The sequence below is a fragment of the Bradyrhizobium sp. RDM12 genome, from assembly GCF_051917485.1.
Lineage (GTDB): Bacteria > Pseudomonadota > Alphaproteobacteria > Rhizobiales > Xanthobacteraceae > Bradyrhizobium.
The window spans coordinates 4,781,636-4,802,027 of the sequence record NZ_CM133064.1 but is presented as its reverse complement, the minus strand read 5'-3'; the positions used below and the strand labels follow the sequence as shown (position 1 = coordinate 4,802,027).

Here is a 20,392-nt window from a genome sequence, read left to right as displayed (position 1 = left end):
CTTCCCTCGTGCCTTCGTTTCGTACCAGTCACAGTGCAAGCGCACCCGATGATGCCGCCGATAACGAACCTGGTCCGAAACTTTGTCATTTCGCAAAGCGGTTCGCGAGGCCTTGCACCGGAGGCGCGATCGCCTGCAAGACCTCCCTGAACACGCCGTACTGCAATTTGAAAGTTTCAGGGCTATAGTCTTGATAGTATCCCGCGGTCACCGCGACGACGAGATCGAGCTCCGGGACGATGCGGATCGACTGGCCACCTCGGCCCTGCGCGGCAATCCATTGGACTACACGACCACCGACCCGGGAGCGCCCCAGCCACCACAAATATCCATACGACTGACCGTCGGTCGCCTTGAGCTTCATGGTGGTCGACGCTTCGATCCATGCTTTGGAAACGATTTGCCGATCGTTCCAGCGACCGCCCGCGAGGACCAGTTGGCCGATTTTCGCCATGTCGCGCGGCCGCAGACGCAATCCGCCTCCGGCATCGCTGTCTCCTTTGATCCTGCTCCACTCGAGGTCGCTGATGCCGAGAGGGTCGAACAGTGTTGTACGTGCAAATTCATCGAGCGGTCGGCCGGTGACCTTGTGGACGATCGCCGAGAGCAGCGTGAGCGCACCGGTGTTGTAGAAGAACCCCTGCCCGGCCGGCGCGGTCACGGGAAGATCGAGGACGTAACGAGCGGGATCCCGCGCCATATGCATGCGCACTTCGTCATTGTCGTCACCTGTCGCCGGAGTTGCCTCCACCCACTTCAGGCCCATCGACATGGTGAGCACGTGCGAGAGCAGGATGCGATCCTTGTCCGGGGACCGCAGGTCGGACAATTCGGGGAAGAAGTTGAATACCGGTTCGTCGAGGCTTCGGATGATGCCCTGGTCGATCGCGATCCCGACTGCGAGTGACGCAACGCTCTTTGAGCATGATTTGAGATTATGCAGCATATCGGCGTCGAAGCTGATGTCCGTGACCCGGACGCCGAAGATGCGACTGGGGACCTCATCAGATCCTTTGAAATATCGCTCGAACGCCAGTCTACCGTGGCGAGCGACCAGCACGGCATGAATGTTAGAACCGGAGCTTTCGAGTCGGTCGGCCATCCTGCACAGCGCGGCCCGGTCGACGTCATTGTCTTCATTGGCGGACGGAATAGACCAGCCGTCATCACGCTTCGCCGGAGCGGTACAATTGGCCGGCGGGTCAGCGCAGACCGAAGACCCGGCGATTGGCGCCAAGGCAGCCCCGCCGAGAAGCGAAATGAATTGCCGACGCCTCATCCGATCCCTCGCCGACCTCGCTTTCCACGCGAGCTAATGTTACCGACTGTAACATTACTTTGCGTTGACCGCAATGATGGTGCGCGATCTTTTGCCCCGCCTGCAGGCACGTCGCCACATCGCACGAGGCTGTGCTCAGTCTCGGCGCCGTGGTCGCGGAGGTCGACGCAGGTTCCCGTGGTCTTCGTCCTCACACCGGCGTGTAGATCACAAGCTTCAACGCGGGATCGTCATTGGCCTGAAAGCTCGTGTGCTCGAAATGCAGTACGCCTTTGGTCGGATGGGTCATGGTCTTGCGGCCCGACAAGGTGCCATGCACCTCGTGCGCGCCCCACCATTTCACGAATTCGGGGCTGCCTTCGCGCAACCGCCTCAGCAATTCCGCAAAGGCGGGATCGCCGGCCCAGACGTCGTGGGTGGCGCGAAACATCGCGACCATGCGCTTGGCGACATCGGCCCACCCTGCGCCGTAGGATTTTCGCGTCCGCTTGTTGGTCATCATCAGCAGCAGCGTGTTGCGATCCTCCTCCGGCAACCGGCCGAACGCAAAAATCTCCTCGGCGGCTTCGTTCCAGGCCAGCACGTCCCAGCGCCGCCCGGTGATGTAGGCCGGATGCGGCAGGCTTTCGAGCAACCGCAGAATCGGCAGCGGCACCATTTCGCGGGTGAACGCACCTCTCGCGCCGTCGCGCGCCAGCGCCTTTAGATGAGAATGCTCAGTCTTGCTCAGTCGTAGCGCACGCGCGAGCGCATCGACCGTCGTGACCGACGGGCTGACGGTGCGGCCCTGCTCGAGGCGGATGTACCAGTCGACGCCAATGCCGGCGAGCTGGGCGACCTCCTCGCGGCGCAGCCCGCGGTGCGCCGCCGCGTCCCTGCGGGAAGGCCGACGGTCTTCGGCGATAGCTTTTCGCGGCGGGAGCGGAGGAAATCGCCGAATTCGACGCGGCGTGGGTCGGCCATGGCGTGTGCTCCCGCGATGGAGGGTTTTTATAATACTAGGATAATACCAGGCCTTCTTGTTCCGTCAAACCCGGCGCATATCGGTGTCACCCGACTTCGAGGTGAGAACATGAAAGCTGCCGTACTCAAATCCTTTGGAAGCCCGCTGGTGATCGAGAATGCTCCGGACCCGGTGCTCGGCACCGGCGAGGTCATCGTCGACGTCGTCGCCACGCGCGTCCTGTCCTACATGAACGAGGTCTTCAGCGGTGAGCGCAATTATGCGCTCGACCTGCCGGTCATCCCGGGCCCTGGCGGCATCGGCCGGGTGCGCGCGATCGGTCCGGACGCAACCAGGCTCGGCATTGGCGACTGGGTGTTCTCCGACCCGACGGTGCGGTCGCGCGACGATGTCGTGGCGCCCGACATCGCCCTGCAGGGGCTCACAGCGGCGGGCCCCGGCGGCATGCGCCTGCAGCAGCATTTTCGCCACGGCTCCTATGCCGAGCAGATGCGGGTGCCGACCGAGAACGTGAAGCGCCTTGGCGCGATCACGTCCGAAGAAGCCTCGCAATGGTGCGCGCTCGGGACGGCGCTGGTGCCCTATGGCGGCTTTCTTGCCGCAAACCTGCAACCGGGCGAGACCGTGCTGGTGAGCGGGGCCACCGGCAATTTCGGCAGCGCGGCCGTCTCCGTCGCACTCGCGATGGGCGCAGCCTGCGTGGTGACGCCCGGCCGCAACGAAAAGGTGCTGGCCGATCTCGTCCGTCGCTTCGGCGCACGGGTGAAGCCGGTCAGGCTCACCGGCAACGAGGACGACGACCGCGAGGCGATGAAGCGCGCCGCGCCCGGTCCGATCGACTGCGTGTTCGACATCATGCCGCCCTCGGTCAGCACGCGCGTGGTGCGGGCGGCGGTCATGACGGTGCGCGCCCACGGCCGCGTCGTGCTGATGGGCGGCGTCGGTATGGCAGGCGGTCCCGGCCTCGAACTGCCCTACCCCTGGCTGATGCGCAACTGCATCTCCATCCACGGCGTCTGGATGTATCCGCCGGATGCGGCGAGCCGCCTGATTGCGCTGGTGCGCGCAGGATTGTTGCGGCTCGACGACTATGTGACGACGGATTTCGACCTCGACCACGTCAATGACGCCGTCGCCCACGCCGCCGCCAACAGCGGACCGTTCAAATTGACGGTGATCCGGCCGTAATCGGCCTGCCCGCGGCGGCAATGCGCTGCTGCAGCGGGTTTGCCTGATCGATCAAGTCACTGGAGGACGTCACCTCGACCGTGGCCGGCAACGGCCGTCTACTGTGCATGGGGTTGTTTTCGCGCTTTTACTCGAGCTCGATGACCTGACCGTCGGCCAGCGACACGCGCCGGTCCATGCGGCCGGCGAGCTCCATGTTGTGGGTCGCGATCAGCATCGAGACCTTGGTCGCCTTGACCAGTTGCATCAGGGCCTGGAACACGTGGTCGGCAGTGTGCGGATCGAGGTTGCCGGTCGGCTCGTCCGCGAACAGCACCCGCGGGGCATTGGCGACCGCCCGTGCGATCGCGACACGCTGCTGCTCGCCGCCCGACAGCTCCGCCGGACGATGCGTGATGCGGTCGCCGAGGCCGAGATAGCCAAGGATCTCCTTGGCGCGCTTGACGCTCTCGGACTTCTTCAGGCCGCGGATCATCTGCGGCAGCATGACGTTCTCCAGCGCCGAGAACTCCGGCAGTAGCCGGTGCGACTGGTAGACGAAGCCGATGTCGGTGCGGCGCAACTGGGTGCGCTCGATGTCGGGCAGTTGCGAGGTCGGCGCGCCATTGACGTAGACCTCGCCGGAATCGGGCGCTTCGAGCAGACCCGCGATGTGCAGCAGCGTCGACTTGCCCGAGCCCGACGGCGCGACCAGCGCGACCGACTGTCCGGCCCACAGCGCGAGCTTGGCATTGTCCAGGATCGTCAGCGCCGCCTCGCCCTGCAGGTACTGCCGTTTTATCTCGTGGAGATAGATGACCGGTACATCTTCCGCCCCCTGCTGCTCCATCAGCCCCTCACTCGTACCGCAGCGCTTCGACCGGATCGAGGCGCGCGGCACGCCACGACGGGTAGAGCGTCGCCAGGAACGACAGCGTCAGCGCCATGACGACGACGGCCGTAGTCTCGCCGATGTCGATCTCGGCGGGCAGTTTCGACAGGAAGTAGAGCTCCGGCGAGAACAGCTCGGTGCTGGTCAACCAGGACAGGAATTGCCGGATCGATTCGATGTTGAGGCAGATCACCAGCCCAACAAAGAAACCGACCAGCGTGCCGACCACGCCGATGGACGCGCCCGTGATCAGGAAGATCCGCATGATCGAGCCTTGCGAAGCGCCCATCGTGCGCAGGATCGCAATGTCGCTGCCCTTGTCCTTCACCAACATGATCAGGCCGGAGACGATGTTGAGGGCGGCGACCAGCACGATCATCGTCAGGATCAGGAACATCACGTTGCGCTCGACCTGGAGCGCGTTGAAGAAGGTCGAGTTTCGCTGCCGCCAGTCGACGAGGAACACCGGTCGGCCCGCAGCCTCCGTCACGGATTTGCGGAATGAGTCGATCTTGTCGGGATTGGTGGTGAACACCTCGATCGAGGTGACGTCGTTGCTGCGGTTGAAATAGGCCTGCGCTTCGGCGAGCGGCATGAAGACGAAGCCGAGATCGTACTCGGACATGCCGATCTCGAACACGGCGACGATCTTGTACGGTTTTATGCGCGGCGTGGTGCCCATCGGCGTCACCGCGCCCTTCGGCGCCACCAATGTCACGCTGTCGCCGGCATGCAGTGACAGCTGGTCGGCGAGACGGCGGCCGATCGCGACGCCCTGCCCGTCATCGAAGCCTTCGAGCGAGCCCTGCTTGATGTTCTTGGCGATCGAGGTGAGGTTATTCAAGTCATCGGAGCGGATGCCGCGCACCAGCACGCCCGAGGCGTTCCAGGGCGAGGACGCCAGCGCCTGGCCGTCAACCACGGGGGCGGCCAGCCGGATGCCCTGGACCTGGCTGATGCGCTCGGCCACGTCCTTCCAGTCGGTCAGCGGCGATTCCAGCGGCTGGACCAGGATATGGCCGTTCAGCCCCAGGATCTTGTCGAGCAGCTCCTTGCGGAAGCCGTTCATCACGGCCATGACGATGATCAGCGTGGCGACGCCCAGCATGATACCGAGGAACGAGAATCCGGCGATGACCGAGATGAATCCCTCCTTGCGCCGCGCCCGCAAATAGCGCGCCGACAGCATCCACTCGAAAGGCGCGAAAGGCGCGGTTTGAACGGTTTCGGTCATGGTTTCATCCATCGCTCGATAGTCCCATGATTCGGGGTCAATTGTGGCCGGATTGGCGGCCGCGATATCAGGCGATGAACAATATTCAGCCGACCAGGCGGGCGACCGCATCCGCTGGCGACATCGTCTCGCGGGAGCCGTCACTACGCTTCTTGATCTCGACCTTGCCGTCGGCCAGGCCCTTCGGCCCGATCATGATCTGCCAGGGGATGCCGATCAGGTCGGCGGCGGCGAATTTGGCGCCGGCGCGCTGGTCGGTGTCGTCATAGAGCACATCGACGCCCTTGACCTGGAGCTCGGCATAGAGCTTCTCGCAGGCCGCATCGACCGCCGCATCGCCCTGCTTGAGGTTGAGAATCGAGACACGGAACGGGGCCACCGCCTCCGGCCATTTGATGCCGGCATCGTCATGGCAGGCTTCGATGATGGCACCGAGCAGGCGCGAGACGCCGACGCCGTAGGAGCCGCCATGGATCGGCACGTCGACGCCGTCCGGGCCCGCCACCATCGCCTTCATCGGCTCGGAATATTTGGTGCCGAAGTAGAAGATCTGGCCGACCTCGATACCGCGGGTGTTCACGCGCTTGTCCGCGGGCACTTCCTGCTCGAATCGCGCGGGATCATGAACGTCTTCCGTCGCGGCATAGACCGAGGTCCACTGCTTGATGATCGGGGTCAGGTCGCCGTCATAGTCGACGTCCTCGCCCGGCACCGGCAGGTTCAGCACGTCGCGATTGATGAACACACCGGATTCGCCTGTTTCGGCGAGCACGATGAACTCGTGGCTGAGGTCGCCACCGATCGGGCCGGTCTCGGCGCGCATCGGGATCGCCTTCAGCCCCATCCGCGCGAAGGTGCGCAAATAGGCGACGAACATCTTGTTATAGGCGACCCGCGCGGCGGCCTCGTTGAGATCGAAGGAATAGGCGTCCTTCATCAGGAACTCGCGGCCGCGCATCACGCCGAAGCGCGGACGCTGCTCGTCGCGGAATTTCCATTGGATATGATAGAGATTCAGAGGCAGGTTCTTGTAGGACTTCACGTAAGCGCGAAAAATCTCGGTGATCATTTCCTCGTTGGTCGGCCCGTACAGCAGCTCGCGCTTGTGGCGGTCGGCGATGCGTAGCATCTCCGGGCCATAGGCGTCGTAGCGGCCGCTCTCGCGCCAGAGGTCGGCGAGCTGGAGCGTCGGCATCAACAGTTCCAGCGCGCCGGAGCGGTCCTGCTCCTCGCGCACGATCTGCTCGATCTTCTTCAGCACCCGGAAGCCCAGCGGCAGCCAGGCATAGATGCCGGCCGCTTCCTGCCGGATCATGCCGGCGCGCAGCATCAGCCGATGCGAGACGATCTCCGCCTCTTTCGGATTTTCCTTCAGAATGGGCAGAAAGAACTGCGACAACCGCATGGCAATACTCTGGGAATCAGTGATGGCCCGCAGTGAAACCGGATTGGGAGCGAAAACACAAGACCGGGAATGAGGAAAAGCCGCTAACGCGGCGGAATTCCTGTCATTTTTCCGTCGACTTCAGGTTCGACTTGAACCGTACCGACTTATGGCGGCGCGACGTCGAGCTCGTCCTCTAGGGTGACTTTCTCGAAATCGGTCACCAGCGCATCGATCCGCACATGCCAGCGGCCGGCGAAGGGCAGCTCGACCTTGCGAACGTGCCAATAGCCGTCAGGCCCGAGTTCGGCGTCGCGTTCCATCGGCTCGATGCCGCGCTCGGGCAGGCTGAGCGTCAGCGTCGCCTCCTTGGCCTTCAGCGGCGTTGCCTCGCCGGTCATGAGCTGAAGCACGAAATCATCCAAGCCGGCCTTGCCGGGGGACACCAGCACCTGGAACATCGCCTTATCGGTGTGGATGTGGATCGCCAGCGGCGTCTCCGGAACGATGGTCCGCGGCGGCGGCGTGAAGCGCCAGCCGGCAACGATGGCGAAGATGCCGAGCGCGGCCCCGCATTCAAGCAGGATCGAACGCTTGAGCGCAGGCGCGGCCTTGTGATCCCCTGATAGAGCCGGTGTCAATCGGAAGCGGTTGACCGCGGCGAGCGCCAGCAGACACAGGACCAATCCCAGCTTGACCGAAAGGATGATGCCGTAGCTGGTCTCGACCAGCGCCGACAGCTTTTCGAGCTGGATGATCGCAAGCAGCAGGCCGGTCGACGCCAGCGCGGCGACCACCGGCATGGCAATGCGCGAGAAGCGGTTCAGGAGGGGCAGCGTGCCCGCCGTCGGCTTCGACACCAACGCGGTCAGCGGCGCCAGGGCTCCGATCCAGAAGGCGACGCCGAGGCAGTGAAAGAAGATCGCCGGCCGCGTCAGCATTTCGGGCGGCGCTGTCGCGGCGTGCCCGGTCATGGCGAGCGACAAGCCGACGCCGACGAACGCGAGGGCCGCAAGAGCGCGCCCGTACCACGCGAGGCCCAGCGCCATCAGCGCGAGCAGCATCGCCACAATGGCGACGAGCAAGGCGGGGCCAGCGCTGGTCGCGAAGGCGATTGTCCAGGGAGCCGCGGTCACGAGTGCTGCCGGCGGTAGGCCAAGGAGATCGAGCCCCAGCACGCCCACTGAGATAACGGCGCTCGGAAAGCCGATCGCGAGCGCTGCGCGCGGCACGCTCATGCCCGCCATTGACCACGAAATCCAGCGGGCAAAGAACACGCCGCCGACACCGACAAAAAGCCCGAGATAGAGGCCGATCCGCGAAAGCCAGATCAACACATTCACGCCGCCGTCCACATTGGCCGGCGGCTGGGTGGCGGTCGGCACGCCGACCGAAAAGATCACCGATCCCGCGACGGGATGGCCGTCCTGCGAGATCACCCGGTAGCTCACGACCGCCGTGCCCTGCGGCAGGTCCGGTGGCATCGCAACCGAAATGCTCTCGCCCGATGTCGTGATGCGCGCATCGTCGCGCGCCCTGCCCGCGCCGTCGATCAGCTGGATCGCACCCGGCGTCACCGCCTCGTTAAAGCGCAGCTCAACCGCCTTGGGCGCGCTCTGGAGCAGGCTGCCATTCGCCGGCTCAACCGAGATCAGCGCCGCGTGCGCCGAGGCGCCGGTCGAACCGCCGGAGACCGCGAGCAGCATCGCGAGCGCAGCGAGACGACGCATTACGGCTTGGGCAGCAGCTTCACGCCGGGCGCCGGCGACTTGTCCTCATGCGAGTGCGCTGCCCCCTCAGCCGGAATTTCAATCCAGCGGCTGACGCCCTTCTCGCATTCCTGCACCACCGGGAAATACAGCGTGGTGTTGGGCTTCAAGCTGTCGGTGAGAAAGCTGTTGAAGACGAACTCATCGTAATTCTGGTCCGGCAGCTTGCCGCCGGACCAGACCACTTCCTTCACGCCCGAAGTCAGCTTGTTGCCGTGATAGTCGTACGCGCTGGCATACTGGCCCTCGACGGTATCGACGTTCCAGCCGGCCTTCGGCATCGGTTTCACCGCGATGACGCCTTCGGGGATCTGCACGCGGATCTTGACCGTCGGCGAGCCGGAGCAGCCGTGCGGCACGGCGAAGACGGCCTTGTAGGACGCACCGACCGTGGCTTGCTTACCTTCCAGATAGACATGTCCCGCCGCAGGCGATGCGGCGAGCGCAGCCATCAGGATCAGCCAGGGTGTCTTCGACATGCTCGATCTCCCGGAGGTTAGATCACGCGCTTCACATTTTCATTCCCGAATGGTCGGGCATTTTCTTCATCATCATGCTTCCACCGCCGCCGGGCGCCTGCGCCCCGACGCCCTGGACATCGAGCGCGACGGCGACCTTACCGGCCTTCTCGAACTCGAGCGTCACCGGCACCTTCTCGCCCTCCTTGAACGGGGCCTTGAGATCCTGGAGCATCAGATGGTAGCCGCCCGGGGCGAGCTTCACGGTCTTGCCGGGCTCGATGACGAGGCCCTTGTCCACCGGGCGCATCTTCATGACGCCGTTGTCCATCGTCATTTCGTGGACCTCGGCCTTGCCGGCGATCTCGGCGGTCACTTTGACGAGCTTGTCGGGCGCCGAGCCCTTGTTCTCGATGGTCAGGAAGCCACCGGCGACCTTCGCGCCGCTCGGGGTCGCCCGGCTCCAGGCTTGCGAGATGACGAGGTCGCCCGCCTTGATATCCTCGGCGCGGACGGGAGCTGCGATCACCACAGCTGAGAGCGCTGCGAGCGCGAAGATGCGTGAGATTTGTTCATGTCGATTGTCTTTCTTGTCGCCGTTGAGAGTGTCCCGCTGGTCAGAACGTGTACTTGCCGGCGAGAACGAACGTTCGTCCCGGGAACGGATGGAACAGGAAGTATTGCGCGTTGAAGATGTTGTCGATTCGAAATCGAACGAGAAGTTCTGCGTCGCTTTGTAGTGAATCTTCATGTCGAACACCAAAAACGGGTCAAAGGCCTGATAAACGTGTGCAAAGGTGTCGGTGTTATCGAGCGTCGCATATTGCTTTCCGGTGTAGCGCCCGGCGACCGTATAGGCCCAGTTGTCGTTCGGCCGATAGGTGACCCCCAGTGTGGAGCGCCATTCTGGAACATTGGGCACGCGCTTGCCGGTCGCGGTTGTGCCACCGATCGTACTGACAAACGTCGGATCGCTTAGAATCCGAGAGTCCACATAGGTTATGCTGCCAAACACCTGCAACCCACTGATCAGCACGTTATCCTTGTCGGCCGACATCTCGACCCCCTGCATCCGGATTGCGTCGACGTTGCCGATGGTCGTCGTGGAGTCTGACCACCCGTCGAATTGGTCACGTTCGTGGTTTGCGAGATGATTGCGTTGTTGGTCCTCTCCTTGAACAGCGTCAGCCTGACACGGCCATCATTCCATCTCCGCTCAACGTTCAATTCACCGGTGAAGTCCTGTTCAGGCTTCAGGTTGGGATTAGCGAACGTCGCGACACCGGCAACCGTTATGTTCTGATATAGTTCGGTGACAGTCGGATAGCGATACGACTCACCAAAGCTCGCGGTGACGTTCCACTCCTTGCTGAGATCATAAGAGAGAGGCTTTCGGCGAGAAGTTGGTCGAGTTGAGTCCTGGTTGGTTCTTTGGGACTGGCGCGAAGACCGGAATCGGCGCCGCCGGGATACCGCTCGTGACAGTCGGATTGGAGTTGATATTGAAACCATCCAGTGAGCGCCAGGTCTCGAGCCGCCCGCCCAGCGTCAGCTTCAGATTGGGAACGATCTTCCAGGCGTCCTGCAGCCAAAGAGCACCGGTACGGGTTTCGCCGACGCCAGTGGTGAAAAGCTGACCGGTGCCGGTCGAGGACGTCGCGTACCAGACCGAGGACAAATAGACCGGGTTTTCCAACCGATACCGGTCGCCGTGGATACCGAAGCTGAGCTCGTGAGGACCATCGATGCCGAACGGCCTCCAGATGCCTTTGGCATCAGCATTCTGCCAGTTCGTACCATCGTTACGGGTAATTTTGCCGTTCAGCGAATAGCCGACCCCGGTCGGAGTCACGGTGAACGGATTGAGGAGGATATCTTCCAAGTAGTTGTAGCTCGACGCTGAAAGATCGAAATCGAAAGCGCCTTTGGTGTCGCTCTTGAGCGATACAGCGTTGCTCAAATGCGTCTGATCCCAAATGTACTTATTGTTTGCAAACGCACCTTGACCGCCAAAAGTTGGTTGCCCGTTCAGCGTCGACGACAAATATGTCTGTGGATCGGAGGTCTGGTGATTATTCCAGATGCCCAGCGAGTAGGTCGCCTGCACGAACGGCGATATATCATAGGCAACTCTAAGATTCCCGGACGTCTGCTGTGAATGCGCCAACGCGCCGGTGCCAATGACGTTCGCAACGCCGCCCGTCCTGTTCCATGCGCCAATGGTTCCGTTGGTATTTGCCGGGCCGACACCAAAAACGGTGCCAAAGGTCGTGTAGGTCAGTGGCTGCTGGTAGCTATCGAGATGATTTGCAGTGACGAGCCAGGATAGCTTGCCGTCGCGATTGCCTGCAGCTGCGCTGGTCTGGCTCGTCACGTAGGTATCTTTGGTGCCGTATTGATTCCACGGCATCACCGAGACCGTTTCCTTGGCGACCGCAAACGGCTTGTCCGGCATCTTGGAGGTGATCAGCAGCACGCCGCCGATGGAATTGCCGGGATAGGCGGCCGCGAACGGGCCGTTGAGGAAATCGACCCGCCCGATCGCCTCGGGAGAGATCAGGTTCCATTTCGGCGAGGCGCCGGAGTTGTTGTTGCCGATCAGCGCGGAGATCAGGAGATCGTCGTAATAGATCAGCGTCCGCGCGCTGGAGTTCAGTCCCCAGCTTCGCGTCGCCAGCACCGTCTGGTTGTCGCCGTCGTTGCGCTTTCGCACGAACAGGCTCGGCATGTATTTGACGGCGTCTTCGGGGTCCTTGAGGTTGATGGTCTCGTCGACCTGCTTTGCCGTGATGCTGAAGGACCGCTGCGGCAGTTGATAGCGGGCTACCGCCTCAGGCTGATCCAGCGACGCCCGGGCGCCACCCGCGCCCTGGTCAGCCGCAACCGAGGCCGGTCGCTCGATCGCAGGCTTTGCCGAATTTCTCCTGGCGCCAGCGGTTTGCGCCGCCGGCTTGCGCGGCTTGGGTTTCACCGTCGCAGGTGCATCGACGGTCACCGCGGGCAGCTCCTTTGGGCTGCTCTGGGCGAAAACGCCGCTCGACGAGGCAAGCAGCGCGGCCTGAACGGCAACGACACTCACGCCGCAGCGGGCATGACGAGGTAACATTTGGGGATTCCTGACGCCGGCTTTCTCTTCCGGCCATTCGACAACATCAATCGCCAACGGATGACCCGAGGCGATCACGAAGGGTCGTCAGGAAAAGTGGGGAGGTCCCCGGGCTTGGGCGCTTGAGCCGCTATGCGCAGCGACAGCGGATGCCTCCGCCTCGTGCCACACCACGCGCTCGGCGTGGCGAAAGGGAACGGACGGCGTCGCTTGCGACTGCGAATCCAGGACGCGTTAGCCTGCGCCAGGCAGCAGAGCGCGCAGGCGCCGGCATGTGCGGTCGGCGCCCCGTTCTGGTCGTTCGAGTACCCTGCTCGCTGACGGTGTGGCAGATGACGCCGGTGCCAAGCGGATCGGCAACGGCCTGGCCGGCCGCCCAGCAGGCGGCAATCGGCGCCAGCACCTGCATCGCCAGAGCGAGCAGGACCAACGGTAAGAATTTTTGCAGCCGAGCGCGCATCCGCCGAACCATCCGTTCGTCTGCCAACTAAACACCACCCCCGTCCCGAGTCGAGGTCACTTCGTCAGCCTTGTTGGGGTCGCGCAAGTTTCTCGAAAACTGTGCCCGGAGAGTCCCAGCTGGGGGCTTCGTCCGGCAATTGAGGCACTCGCGCCGGCCTGCCCATCCACAGATTTCTTATGTTTGTCATATGCTTATAGGCTTAAAAGCCCGATCATTTCGTCAACTGCTCGAATTTTGAACAATCGTTGCCGAAAATGATGACAAGTGAGAAAAGTTGATCTAGCATCCCCCTGCTCAGGCTAGCCGCGAGGTCAAAGTCTGGTGGTCCAAGTCTCGGGAGGAGCCCCTGGCGCGCAAAATGCAGCGTCGCCCCGCCAATCAAGATCAAATCTTAGAATCGGGGATAATAGGGTCGACACAATTTTTGAGCGGGGCTAGGGCCCCGCTCTTTTTTGACTTGAGCGGCTGATGCGCCGATGAACGCCCCATCCAATCGAACACAGTTTTTAGATCGCGGCCTCGCGCGGCCCGGATCTCACGCCGCTGGTTTATCAACGTCTGCTGCGCGAGCATCCCGACGGAGGCGATATCCCGCGCGTCAGCAGATTGGGTGGCGTGAACTCTTCGATTGTGAGACACTTTCCACATCGGTAGCGCAATCAATGACGCACCGACGCTAAAATATATGGGAGCGAGCGATGTCCGGGACGAAAGATTTCTCGACGACGAGGCGTGATCTTCTTCAGGCGGCGGCGACCGCCGGCGCCGCAACAGCCATCCTCGGCAGCATGGGCATAAACCCGGCATTGGCAACCGAAGTCGGACGATCCGAGAAGCCGCTGAAGGCGGCATTCTCCAACGCCGGCCTTCAGGCGACCTGGTGCGCACAGGGCAAGCAGGCCGCGGAATTCTGGGGCAAGCTGTTCAACGTCGAGGTCACCTGGTTCGATGGCCAGCTCGACGCAGTGAAGCAGCGCGCGGCGATCGACAACATGGCCTCGCAGAAATGGGACTTCGTCGCGATCCAGGCCTTCGGCATCGGCACCCTCACCCAGCCCGTGCAGAAGATGATCGACGCCGGCACGCCTGTCATCGACATGGACACGCTGATTGCGCCGCTCGACCAGATCAACGTCCACTCCTTCCTCGCCCCGGACAACGAATTCATGGGCGCCTCGGTGACGCAGGCCCTGTGCAACGCGATGGGCGGCAAGGGCAAGATCATCATGACCCAGGGCGCACTCGGCCACACCGGCGCGCAGGGTCGCGCCAAGGGCTTCAACAACGTGATCAAGCAATTCCCCGGCATCGAGGTGCTCGACACCCAGCCGGCCGACTGGGACGTCTCCAAGACGGCGCGGCTGTGGGAAACCTATCTGACCAAGTACCCGCAGATCGACGCGGCGTTCTTCCACAATGACGACATGGCGCTTGCGGCCGCCAACATCATGAAGGCGCATAACCGCACCAACATCCTGATCGGCGGCGTCGACGCCATGCCGCCGGCGATCCAGGCGGTGAGCGAGGGCCGCATGTTCGCGACCGTTCGCAATCCGTCCTGCCGCATCCACGGCGGCGCGATCATCGCCGGTGTCGCGGCGGTGGTCGGCGGCGAGAAGAGCGGCCAAGGCATCCCCAAGAACGTCGTCACCGACGGCCCGGTCGTGACCAAGGCCAACGCCCCCGGCATGCAGTGGATGGAAGATCACTTCCTGATCTGAAATTCTCCATGCCTGAGGGTCGTTCGCCCATCCTGGAACTCCAGGGCATCACGAAGAGCTTCGGCGGCGTCGAAGCGCTTCGTGGTGTCGACTTCGCGCTTCTTCCCGGCGAGATCCACGGTCTCGTCGGCGAGAACGGCGCGGGAAAAAGCACGCTGATGAAGATCATCGCTGGCGTGCACACCGAGTTCTCCGGCCGCTTCCTGATCGACGGACAGGAGACGCATTTCCGCTCGGCACGTGACGCCCACGCGGCCGGCATCGCCATGGTGCATCAGGAGCTCAGCGTCGCGCCCGATCTCACGGTCGCGGAGAACGTGTTTCTTGGCAACCAGCCGACCAACCGGCTTGGCCTCGTGCAATGGCGGCGCATGGCGCACGACGCCGGCGAGCAGCTTGCTCGCTTCGGCATCGACGTCGATCCGATGTCGCGGCTTGGCGACCTGCCGATCGGGCTGCAGCAGCTGATCGAGATCGCCCGCGTGCTGTTCTCGGGCGCCCGCATCGTCATCCTGGACGAGCCGACCTCCGCCCTTTCCCCACCCGAGGTCGAGCGGCTGTTCGCGACGCTCAAGCGGCTCCGGGAGCAAGGCACGGCCATCGTCTTCATCTCGCATTTCATCGAGGACATTCTTCGCGTGTCCGACACCGTCACCGTGTTCCGCAACGGCCGCAAGGTCGCCGAGACCGCGAGCGCCGCGACCAGCAAGGGCGCGCTGATCGAGGCCATGATCGGTCGCGGCGGCGAAGCGCTCGAGCACAGCTATAGCGACGATCTGATGCTGCCGCGGCCGAGCGACAGCTCGGTCGTGCTCAAGGTCGACCAGCTGTCGCTTGCGCGCAGCCTGCAAGAGGTCTCCTTCGAGGCCCGCGCCGGCGAGGTGCTCGGCATCTACGGCTTCATGGGCTGCGGGCAGCAGGAGCTGTCGCGCATCCTGTTCGGCAAGCTGAAGCCGGATGGCGGCACGCTCGCCGTCGACGGCAAGCCCAGGACATTTGCCAGCACGGCGGCGGCGCGACGCGCCGGCGTGGCGCTGGTGCCGGAAAGCCGGCGCGCCATGCTGTTCCACCAGGAGCCGGTCTACAAGAACATATCGATCAGCATTCTCGACCGCATCTCGTCGCTGCTGCTCAAGCCGGCGCAGGAGCGCGATATCGCGCAGCGTCAGGTCGAGCAGCTGCAGATCAGGCCGCCGGTGGTCGGCCTCGATCTCGGCATGCTCTCGGGCGGCAACCAGCAGAAGGTCGCGCTGGCAAAATGGCTGACCTATCCGCCAAAGCTGCTGGTGCTGTGCGAGCCGACCCGCGGCATGGACGTCGGCGCCAAGAACGACGTCATCAACATCGTCCGCGACCTCCGCGCCAAGGGGCTCGCGATCATCGTGCTGTCGACCGAGCCGGAGACGGTGCTGTCGCTGGCCGACCGCATCCTCGTGCTCAAGCGCGGCGCACTGGTGCGGGAATTCAAGAACGAGCCGGTCAGCAAGGACCGCCTGCTGGAAGCGGCGTGACGGAGAAGCACCATGGCGAGCAGTGAGACGGCTCCAGCAGCGGGCCAGCGCGCACGGGGCCTTGCGCCCTTCCTGCGCTCGCAGATGCGCAACATCGCGCCGTTCCTGACGCTGATCTTCCTGTCCGGCTTCTTCGCGCTTGCCAGCCCCTCCTTTGCGACGGTCGACAATCTCGGCAACATCCTGACGCAGGTGTCGGTCACAGGCATCATCGCCGTGGGCCTCACCTTCGTGATCCTGTGCGCGGAGATCGATCTGTCGATTGCCGGCATCGCCAACGTCACCGGCATTGCGGTGGCCTACTTCACGCTGCAAGAATCCTACGTCAACATTCCAAACATCCCCCTTCCCGGCGCCGCCGCGATCCTGCTCGCGATCCTGCTCTGCGCGGCGCTCGGCTTCGTCAACGCGCTGGGGCTGACCGTGATCGGCATCCCCTCCTTCATCATGACCCTGGCGATGATGCAGATCGCGGCCGGCATCTCGGCGCTGCTCGTGCGCGGCCAGATCGCCTACAAGGTACCGAGCCTGATCACGACGCTCGGCTCGGGATCGATCGGCGGTATCCCCTGGATCGTGATCGTCGCGGCCGTCATGCTGCTCGGCGGCCATCTGGTGCTGACCTACACGCGGTTCGGCCGCTACGTCTACATGGTCGGGGACAACCGCGAGGCGGCCGAATATTCCGGCCTCAATGTTAAGCTCATCCTCGGCGCGGTGATGGTGATCTCCGCGGTGTGCTCGGGCGTCGGCGGCATGCTCGGCGTCGCCCATTTCGGCAGCGCGCAGCAGAACGAGTTCGACACCTACCTGCTCGACTCCATCGCCGCCGTCGTGGTCGGCGGCACCAGCCTGTTCGGCGGCCGCGGCGGCATCGGCAACACCATCGTCGGGCTGTTCGTGCTCGGTGTTCTCAATAACGGCCTCGACCACGTCAACATCGACAGCTTCCTGAAGATCCTGATCCGCGGCCTGATCCTGCTGGCGGCGCTGATCATCAACGTCTATGCGCAGCGCTTGCGAGAAAAAGCGGCGGAGTAGCCCGCCCCAAAACAAAACCGCGAAAACAACCCCATGCACAGTAAGAAGCATTGGGGAATTTGCTGCGGAGCGGCTTGAGCCGTCGCCTCAGCGGCATTTGACACGTCGGGCAAAACAGGAGCACGATGTCATCATCGCGGTGTGCGTCAGTGAGGTCAGGACCGTGTCCCGCACACCGTGGTTGCCGACGCAGGAAAGCAACCCGGCCTGCCGCCGCGGAAAGATTCTGGAGTGCTTCGCTGCGCTCGCAATGACGACGCGGCGGCGGCAGAGAAGCTGCTTAACTCCCGGTCTTCTGTTCAGACAGCAGCCGCGAGAAGCGAAAATTGCAATGGTTCGCGCCGCCCGCTAGCGTTTGTGTCCTTTCCAGGCGAATGCCTCGCGCTGCGTAGGCGACGAAATCAAGCCCGCAGATGTTCGGCAGGATTTCCTTGTCGCCATGGCGCGCCGCGAGTTTGCAGAAGCCGCAAGCCTTGTAGTTGATACCGAATTCAAAGTTGTCGTCCGGACCGGGCTCCACGAAGTCATAGACGAAATCTTCCGGAAAATCCTTCTGATGGCTTTCAGTGGCGCTTGCTGCCGCCTGCTCGCACAGCAGAGCCTGGTTCTCGGACGACATGAATTGACGCCCCGAGGCGAGGCGTTCCGCTTCTGATACGGTGAGCAATTGCGCCTTGTAGGTCTCCCGCTCGATCTCGCCGATCACGGCCACCGGCACGCCGTGCCGTCGCAGGACCCGACTGATGGCCATAAAACCCATCAGACGCATGAAGAAATCGCTCATGCGGCTTGCCGCGCCGCCGACATAGGGCATCTGGGTGAGCACGATCTCGAACTCGTCCATCACCTCCCGTCTGATCCCGTCGATCCCGGTGAGATGCGCGCGCTCCCGCAACATTGCATCGGCAAGGTCGAGTCGATGGCGCATGGCGGCCTGCATTGCGCCCCGATGCGTCTCGTAGAAGGGATGGATGTTCTCAGCCATTGGACACCTGATATGATTGGCTCATTGCACGATCGGCCAACCCGGCTTCACTCCGCGGCGATCGCCTCGATCTCGAGGAGCCATTTGCTGTCGACGGTCTCGACGATCACGACCGTCAGCGCTGGCTGGTGTTCCCCGAGCATCGTGCGACGAATGGTGCGGTTGGCCACGACCTGATTGCGATCAGTCAGGAACGTGGTGACCTTGACCAGGTGCTCGACGCCAAGCCCAGCGGCGGCGAGCACCTCGATCACGTTGCGCCAGGCCTGCTTGCATTGCGCCTCAAAACCTTCGGGCACGGTGCCGTCGGATGTCTCGGGGACCTGACCGCTGACGAACAAGAAGCGGCGATGCTGCTTCAATTCGAGTCCCATGCTGTAGCCGCCGGCAGGAGCATGGACCGTTGCGGGATTGTAACTGACGATGTGAGCTGCGGGCATGGGGTTTCTCCGGAGTGCGGGCCGACCGTATCCGGCGGCATCGGCGTCGCGCAAAGCATCATTCCTGCAGCTCAGCGCAAGAAAATCTATTGCAAGGCCGCGGCCTATCGGTGTCAAACTGGTGCGCGATGACCTACACCCTTCCACCCCTCAACGCGCTCCGCGCTTTGAGGCTGCCGCCCGGCATCTCAGCTTCAAGCTTGCCGCGCACGAGCTGCACGTGACACCCGCCGCCGTGGGACAGCAAGTGAAAGCGCTGGAAGCGCGCCTCGGCGTGCAACTGTTCGATCGGCTGCATAAGCAGCTCATCCTCACCGCGGCCGGGCAGGCCTATCTGCCCGGGGTCTCCGAAGGCTTTCGCCACATTGCGGAGGCGACCTTGCAATTGAAGCCGGCCGGCGCGGCGCTGCTGCAATTGGGAGTCCATGGCAGCTTCGACCTGCGCCGCCTCGAACTGGCGCGGTTTCGCAGCGCGCATACGGAGATCGGCTTGCGGGTGCTGCACCCGGCCGGCCTGCATGAATTGGTCGAGGGCAAGGTCGACCTGCTGATCGCACGCGGTCTCGGCCACCATCCGGGCTATCGCTGCGAGCGAGTCGATCAGGGCTTGGGCGATTGGCTGATCGCGCCTGAAGGCACGGCGGATTGCCCTGAAATCGCCAGCTTCCGCCAATGGTTGCGCGCCCTGCCGTCCGAGACCCCACTCGCAAACCGCCGCCCTCGTCTAGTCGACATCAGACGATAGGCTTGACCGCTAATCCATGGCCTTGCCGGGGCGACGTTTGACGGGTCGTGCACGTTTCTGGGACGCTTACGCGAAGCTCCAGCACGGCCGGATGTTCGCGCTCGAGGGCAGGACCGCGCCGCCGCCGACATCATCGAGGCCGGGATCTCGGCCATGCGGTCCACCGGCCCGATAGCCTACGCACCGTGGTACCTCACCGCTTTGGGCGCGACATACGCCCGGATCGGGCGGCTAGATGATGCGCAACGCTGCAGTGACGACGCATTGCTGCTGATCAACGATGCTGGCAGGAGGCGGAAGCCTGCCGCATCGCCGGAGATGTGGCGCTGGCGCTCGATCCGCCTGACGTCGAGCAGGCGCAGGCTCATTTCGAACGGTCGCTCGTTGTTGCGCAACAGCAGATGGCCAAATCGTTCGAATTGAGGGCGGCTGAAAGTCTGGCCAGACTTTCAGCCTCGCGGACGTCCTCTCCATCCTAGAGATGCCCGTCCTCAGTCTGAGCCGATGCCGCCTGACACCTCCGGCAAAACAAGAGCAGGATGATGTGGGCGTCGGTAGCAGCTCCCCGAGGGAGTGAACCCCTAGGAACTATCATTGAGCGGGCGCGGTTGACGCTTTTCACCAGGGAGAAGGTCATGAACCGGAAAGCTATTCTAGCCGCAGCGCTATCCTTGACCATCGCAACACCCGTGCTGGCTCAGGGTGGAGGCGGCGGAGGTGGAGGTGGCGGTGCCGGCGGTGGCGCCGCAGCGAGTGGCGGATCATCGTCGTCAGGCGCCGCCGGTGCAGGAACCGGCACCGGTACCTCGCCCAGCGCGAACGGCGGTCCATCGGGACCATCCGGTATGGGCACGAGCGGTAACAACACCGGCGCTCACACCAACACCTCGGCAACAGATCCCAACATCCAGTCTGCGACCCCGAACGGGACCGCGCCGGGCAACACAAGCAACGGAGCTTCGAGCAATTCCACGGCGGCGGCTAACCGCAACGGCAACTCCATCAGCCCGGCCGAGCAAGCCAGAACCGGCAACAAGACACTTCCTCAGTCGGAAACTCCGGGCGCTGTCAGCGCACCTGGCGTCGGTGTCGGCCATGCGGCCAACGGCCTGCCGATCGGCACCCCGGGCTCAGGGACCAGCAACGTCGACCAGAAATAGTCTGATCTTGGGTTTCATCAAAGGTTCGCCGCGGCGGACCTTTGATGTCTAAAGTACGGCCGCTGTACCGAAG

The 20,392-nt window shown here is 63.3% G+C and carries 15 protein-coding genes and 5 pseudogenes; 6 read left to right on the top strand and 14 right to left on the bottom strand.

Annotated features, from left to right (window positions below; genetic code table 11):
* Positions 1-85: 85 nt before the first annotated feature.
* Together ACTGJ9_RS23475 and ACTGJ9_RS23470 are read right to left on the bottom strand one after the other, a co-directional pair.
* Complete coding sequence (locus tag ACTGJ9_RS23475; protein WP_456673028.1) at positions 86-1,237, bottom strand: serine hydrolase domain-containing protein; 1,152 nt, start codon at positions 1,235-1,237, stop codon at positions 86-88.
* Positions 1,238-1,469: 232 nt separating this feature from the next.
* Positions 1,470-2,242: pseudogene (locus tag ACTGJ9_RS23470) on the bottom strand (helix-turn-helix transcriptional regulator).
* A 109-nt stretch (positions 2,243-2,351) separates the two neighbouring features.
* Between ACTGJ9_RS23470 and ACTGJ9_RS23465 the strand changes: the two are divergent.
* Positions 2,352-3,431 (top strand): quinone oxidoreductase family protein, encoded by a 1,080-nt coding sequence (locus ACTGJ9_RS23465; RefSeq protein ID WP_456673027.1) that lies wholly within the window; start codon positions 2,352-2,354, stop codon positions 3,429-3,431.
* Positions 3,432-3,558: 127 nt separating this feature from the next.
* On the opposite strand, the gene ACTGJ9_RS23460 is transcribed toward ACTGJ9_RS23465, so the two are convergent.
* The 9 genes and pseudogenes from ACTGJ9_RS23460 to ACTGJ9_RS23420 form a co-directional block, all read right to left on the bottom strand.
* Positions 3,559-4,260, bottom strand: coding sequence for an ABC transporter ATP-binding protein (locus ACTGJ9_RS23460; RefSeq protein ID WP_456673026.1), 702 nt, complete (start codon positions 4,258-4,260; stop codon positions 3,559-3,561).
* Between the two features lie 7 nt (positions 4,261-4,267).
* Positions 4,268-5,548, bottom strand: coding sequence for a lipoprotein-releasing ABC transporter permease subunit (locus tag ACTGJ9_RS23455; protein WP_456673025.1), 1,281 nt, complete (start codon positions 5,546-5,548; stop codon positions 4,268-4,270).
* A gap of 73 nt (positions 5,549-5,621) precedes the next feature.
* Positions 5,622-6,941, bottom strand: a complete 1,320-nt coding sequence (gene proS, locus ACTGJ9_RS23450; RefSeq protein ID WP_456673024.1) for a proline--tRNA ligase — start codon at positions 6,939-6,941, stop codon at positions 5,622-5,624.
* 146 nt (positions 6,942-7,087) lie between these two features.
* Positions 7,088-8,650: a copper resistance CopC/CopD family protein gene (locus ACTGJ9_RS23445; protein WP_456673023.1), complete on the bottom strand. Its 1,563-nt coding sequence runs from the start codon at positions 8,648-8,650 to the stop codon at positions 7,088-7,090.
* Complete coding sequence (locus ACTGJ9_RS23440) at positions 8,650-9,168, bottom strand: YcnI family copper-binding membrane protein (protein ID WP_456673022.1); 519 nt, start codon at positions 9,166-9,168, stop codon at positions 8,650-8,652. The genes ACTGJ9_RS23445 and ACTGJ9_RS23440 overlap by 1 nt, the downstream gene beginning before the upstream one ends.
* A gap of 31 nt (positions 9,169-9,199) precedes the next feature.
* Complete coding sequence (locus ACTGJ9_RS23435) at positions 9,200-9,715, bottom strand: copper chaperone PCu(A)C (RefSeq protein WP_456678600.1); 516 nt, start codon at positions 9,713-9,715, stop codon at positions 9,200-9,202.
* 198 nt (positions 9,716-9,913) lie between these two features.
* Positions 9,914-10,204 (bottom strand): annotated as a pseudogene (locus ACTGJ9_RS23430) (TonB-dependent receptor domain-containing protein); the annotation flags it as partial.
* Positions 10,177-12,253 (bottom strand): annotated as a pseudogene (locus tag ACTGJ9_RS23425) (TonB-dependent receptor). The pseudogenes ACTGJ9_RS23425 and ACTGJ9_RS23430, both read right to left, overlap by 28 nt.
* A gap of 87 nt (positions 12,254-12,340) precedes the next feature.
* Positions 12,341-12,713 (bottom strand): annotated as a pseudogene (locus tag ACTGJ9_RS23420) (DUF2946 family protein).
* Between the two features lie 701 nt (positions 12,714-13,414).
* Between ACTGJ9_RS23420 and ACTGJ9_RS23415 the strand changes: the two are divergent.
* From ACTGJ9_RS23415 to ACTGJ9_RS23405, 3 genes are read left to right on the top strand one after another with little or no spacing between them, the layout of a single operon-like run.
* Complete coding sequence (locus ACTGJ9_RS23415; protein ID WP_456673021.1) at positions 13,415-14,437, top strand: sugar ABC transporter substrate-binding protein; 1,023 nt, start codon at positions 13,415-13,417, stop codon at positions 14,435-14,437.
* 8 nt (positions 14,438-14,445) lie between these two features.
* Entirely contained in the window at positions 14,446-15,948 is a 1,503-nt protein-coding gene (locus ACTGJ9_RS23410; protein ID WP_456673020.1) for a sugar ABC transporter ATP-binding protein, read from the top strand.
* A gap of 12 nt (positions 15,949-15,960) precedes the next feature.
* Positions 15,961-16,989, top strand: a complete 1,029-nt coding sequence (locus ACTGJ9_RS23405) for an ABC transporter permease (RefSeq protein WP_456673019.1) — start codon at positions 15,961-15,963, stop codon at positions 16,987-16,989.
* A 280-nt stretch (positions 16,990-17,269) separates the two neighbouring features.
* On the opposite strand, the gene ACTGJ9_RS23400 is transcribed toward ACTGJ9_RS23405, so the two are convergent.
* Together ACTGJ9_RS23400 and ACTGJ9_RS23395 are read right to left on the bottom strand one after the other, a co-directional pair.
* Positions 17,270-17,974: an L-2-amino-thiazoline-4-carboxylic acid hydrolase gene (locus ACTGJ9_RS23400; protein ID WP_456673018.1), complete on the bottom strand. Its 705-nt coding sequence runs from the start codon at positions 17,972-17,974 to the stop codon at positions 17,270-17,272.
* Between the two features lie 47 nt (positions 17,975-18,021).
* Complete coding sequence (locus ACTGJ9_RS23395) at positions 18,022-18,414, bottom strand: RidA family protein (RefSeq protein WP_456673017.1); 393 nt, start codon at positions 18,412-18,414, stop codon at positions 18,022-18,024.
* A 128-nt stretch (positions 18,415-18,542) separates the two neighbouring features.
* Here ACTGJ9_RS23395 and ACTGJ9_RS23390 point away from each other — a divergent pair.
* Positions 18,543-19,159, top strand: a pseudogene (locus tag ACTGJ9_RS23390) (LysR family transcriptional regulator).
* A gap of 176 nt (positions 19,160-19,335) precedes the next feature.
* Here ACTGJ9_RS23390 and ACTGJ9_RS23385 read toward each other — a convergent pair.
* Positions 19,336-19,527 (bottom strand): hypothetical protein, encoded by a 192-nt coding sequence (locus ACTGJ9_RS23385; protein ID WP_456673016.1) that lies wholly within the window; start codon positions 19,525-19,527, stop codon positions 19,336-19,338.
* Between the two features lie 267 nt (positions 19,528-19,794).
* Here ACTGJ9_RS23385 and ACTGJ9_RS23380 point away from each other — a divergent pair, with 267 nt between their 5' ends.
* Positions 19,795-20,319 (top strand): hypothetical protein, encoded by a 525-nt coding sequence (locus ACTGJ9_RS23380; RefSeq protein ID WP_456673015.1) that lies wholly within the window; start codon positions 19,795-19,797, stop codon positions 20,317-20,319.
* The last annotated feature ends 73 nt before the right edge of the window (positions 20,320-20,392 follow it).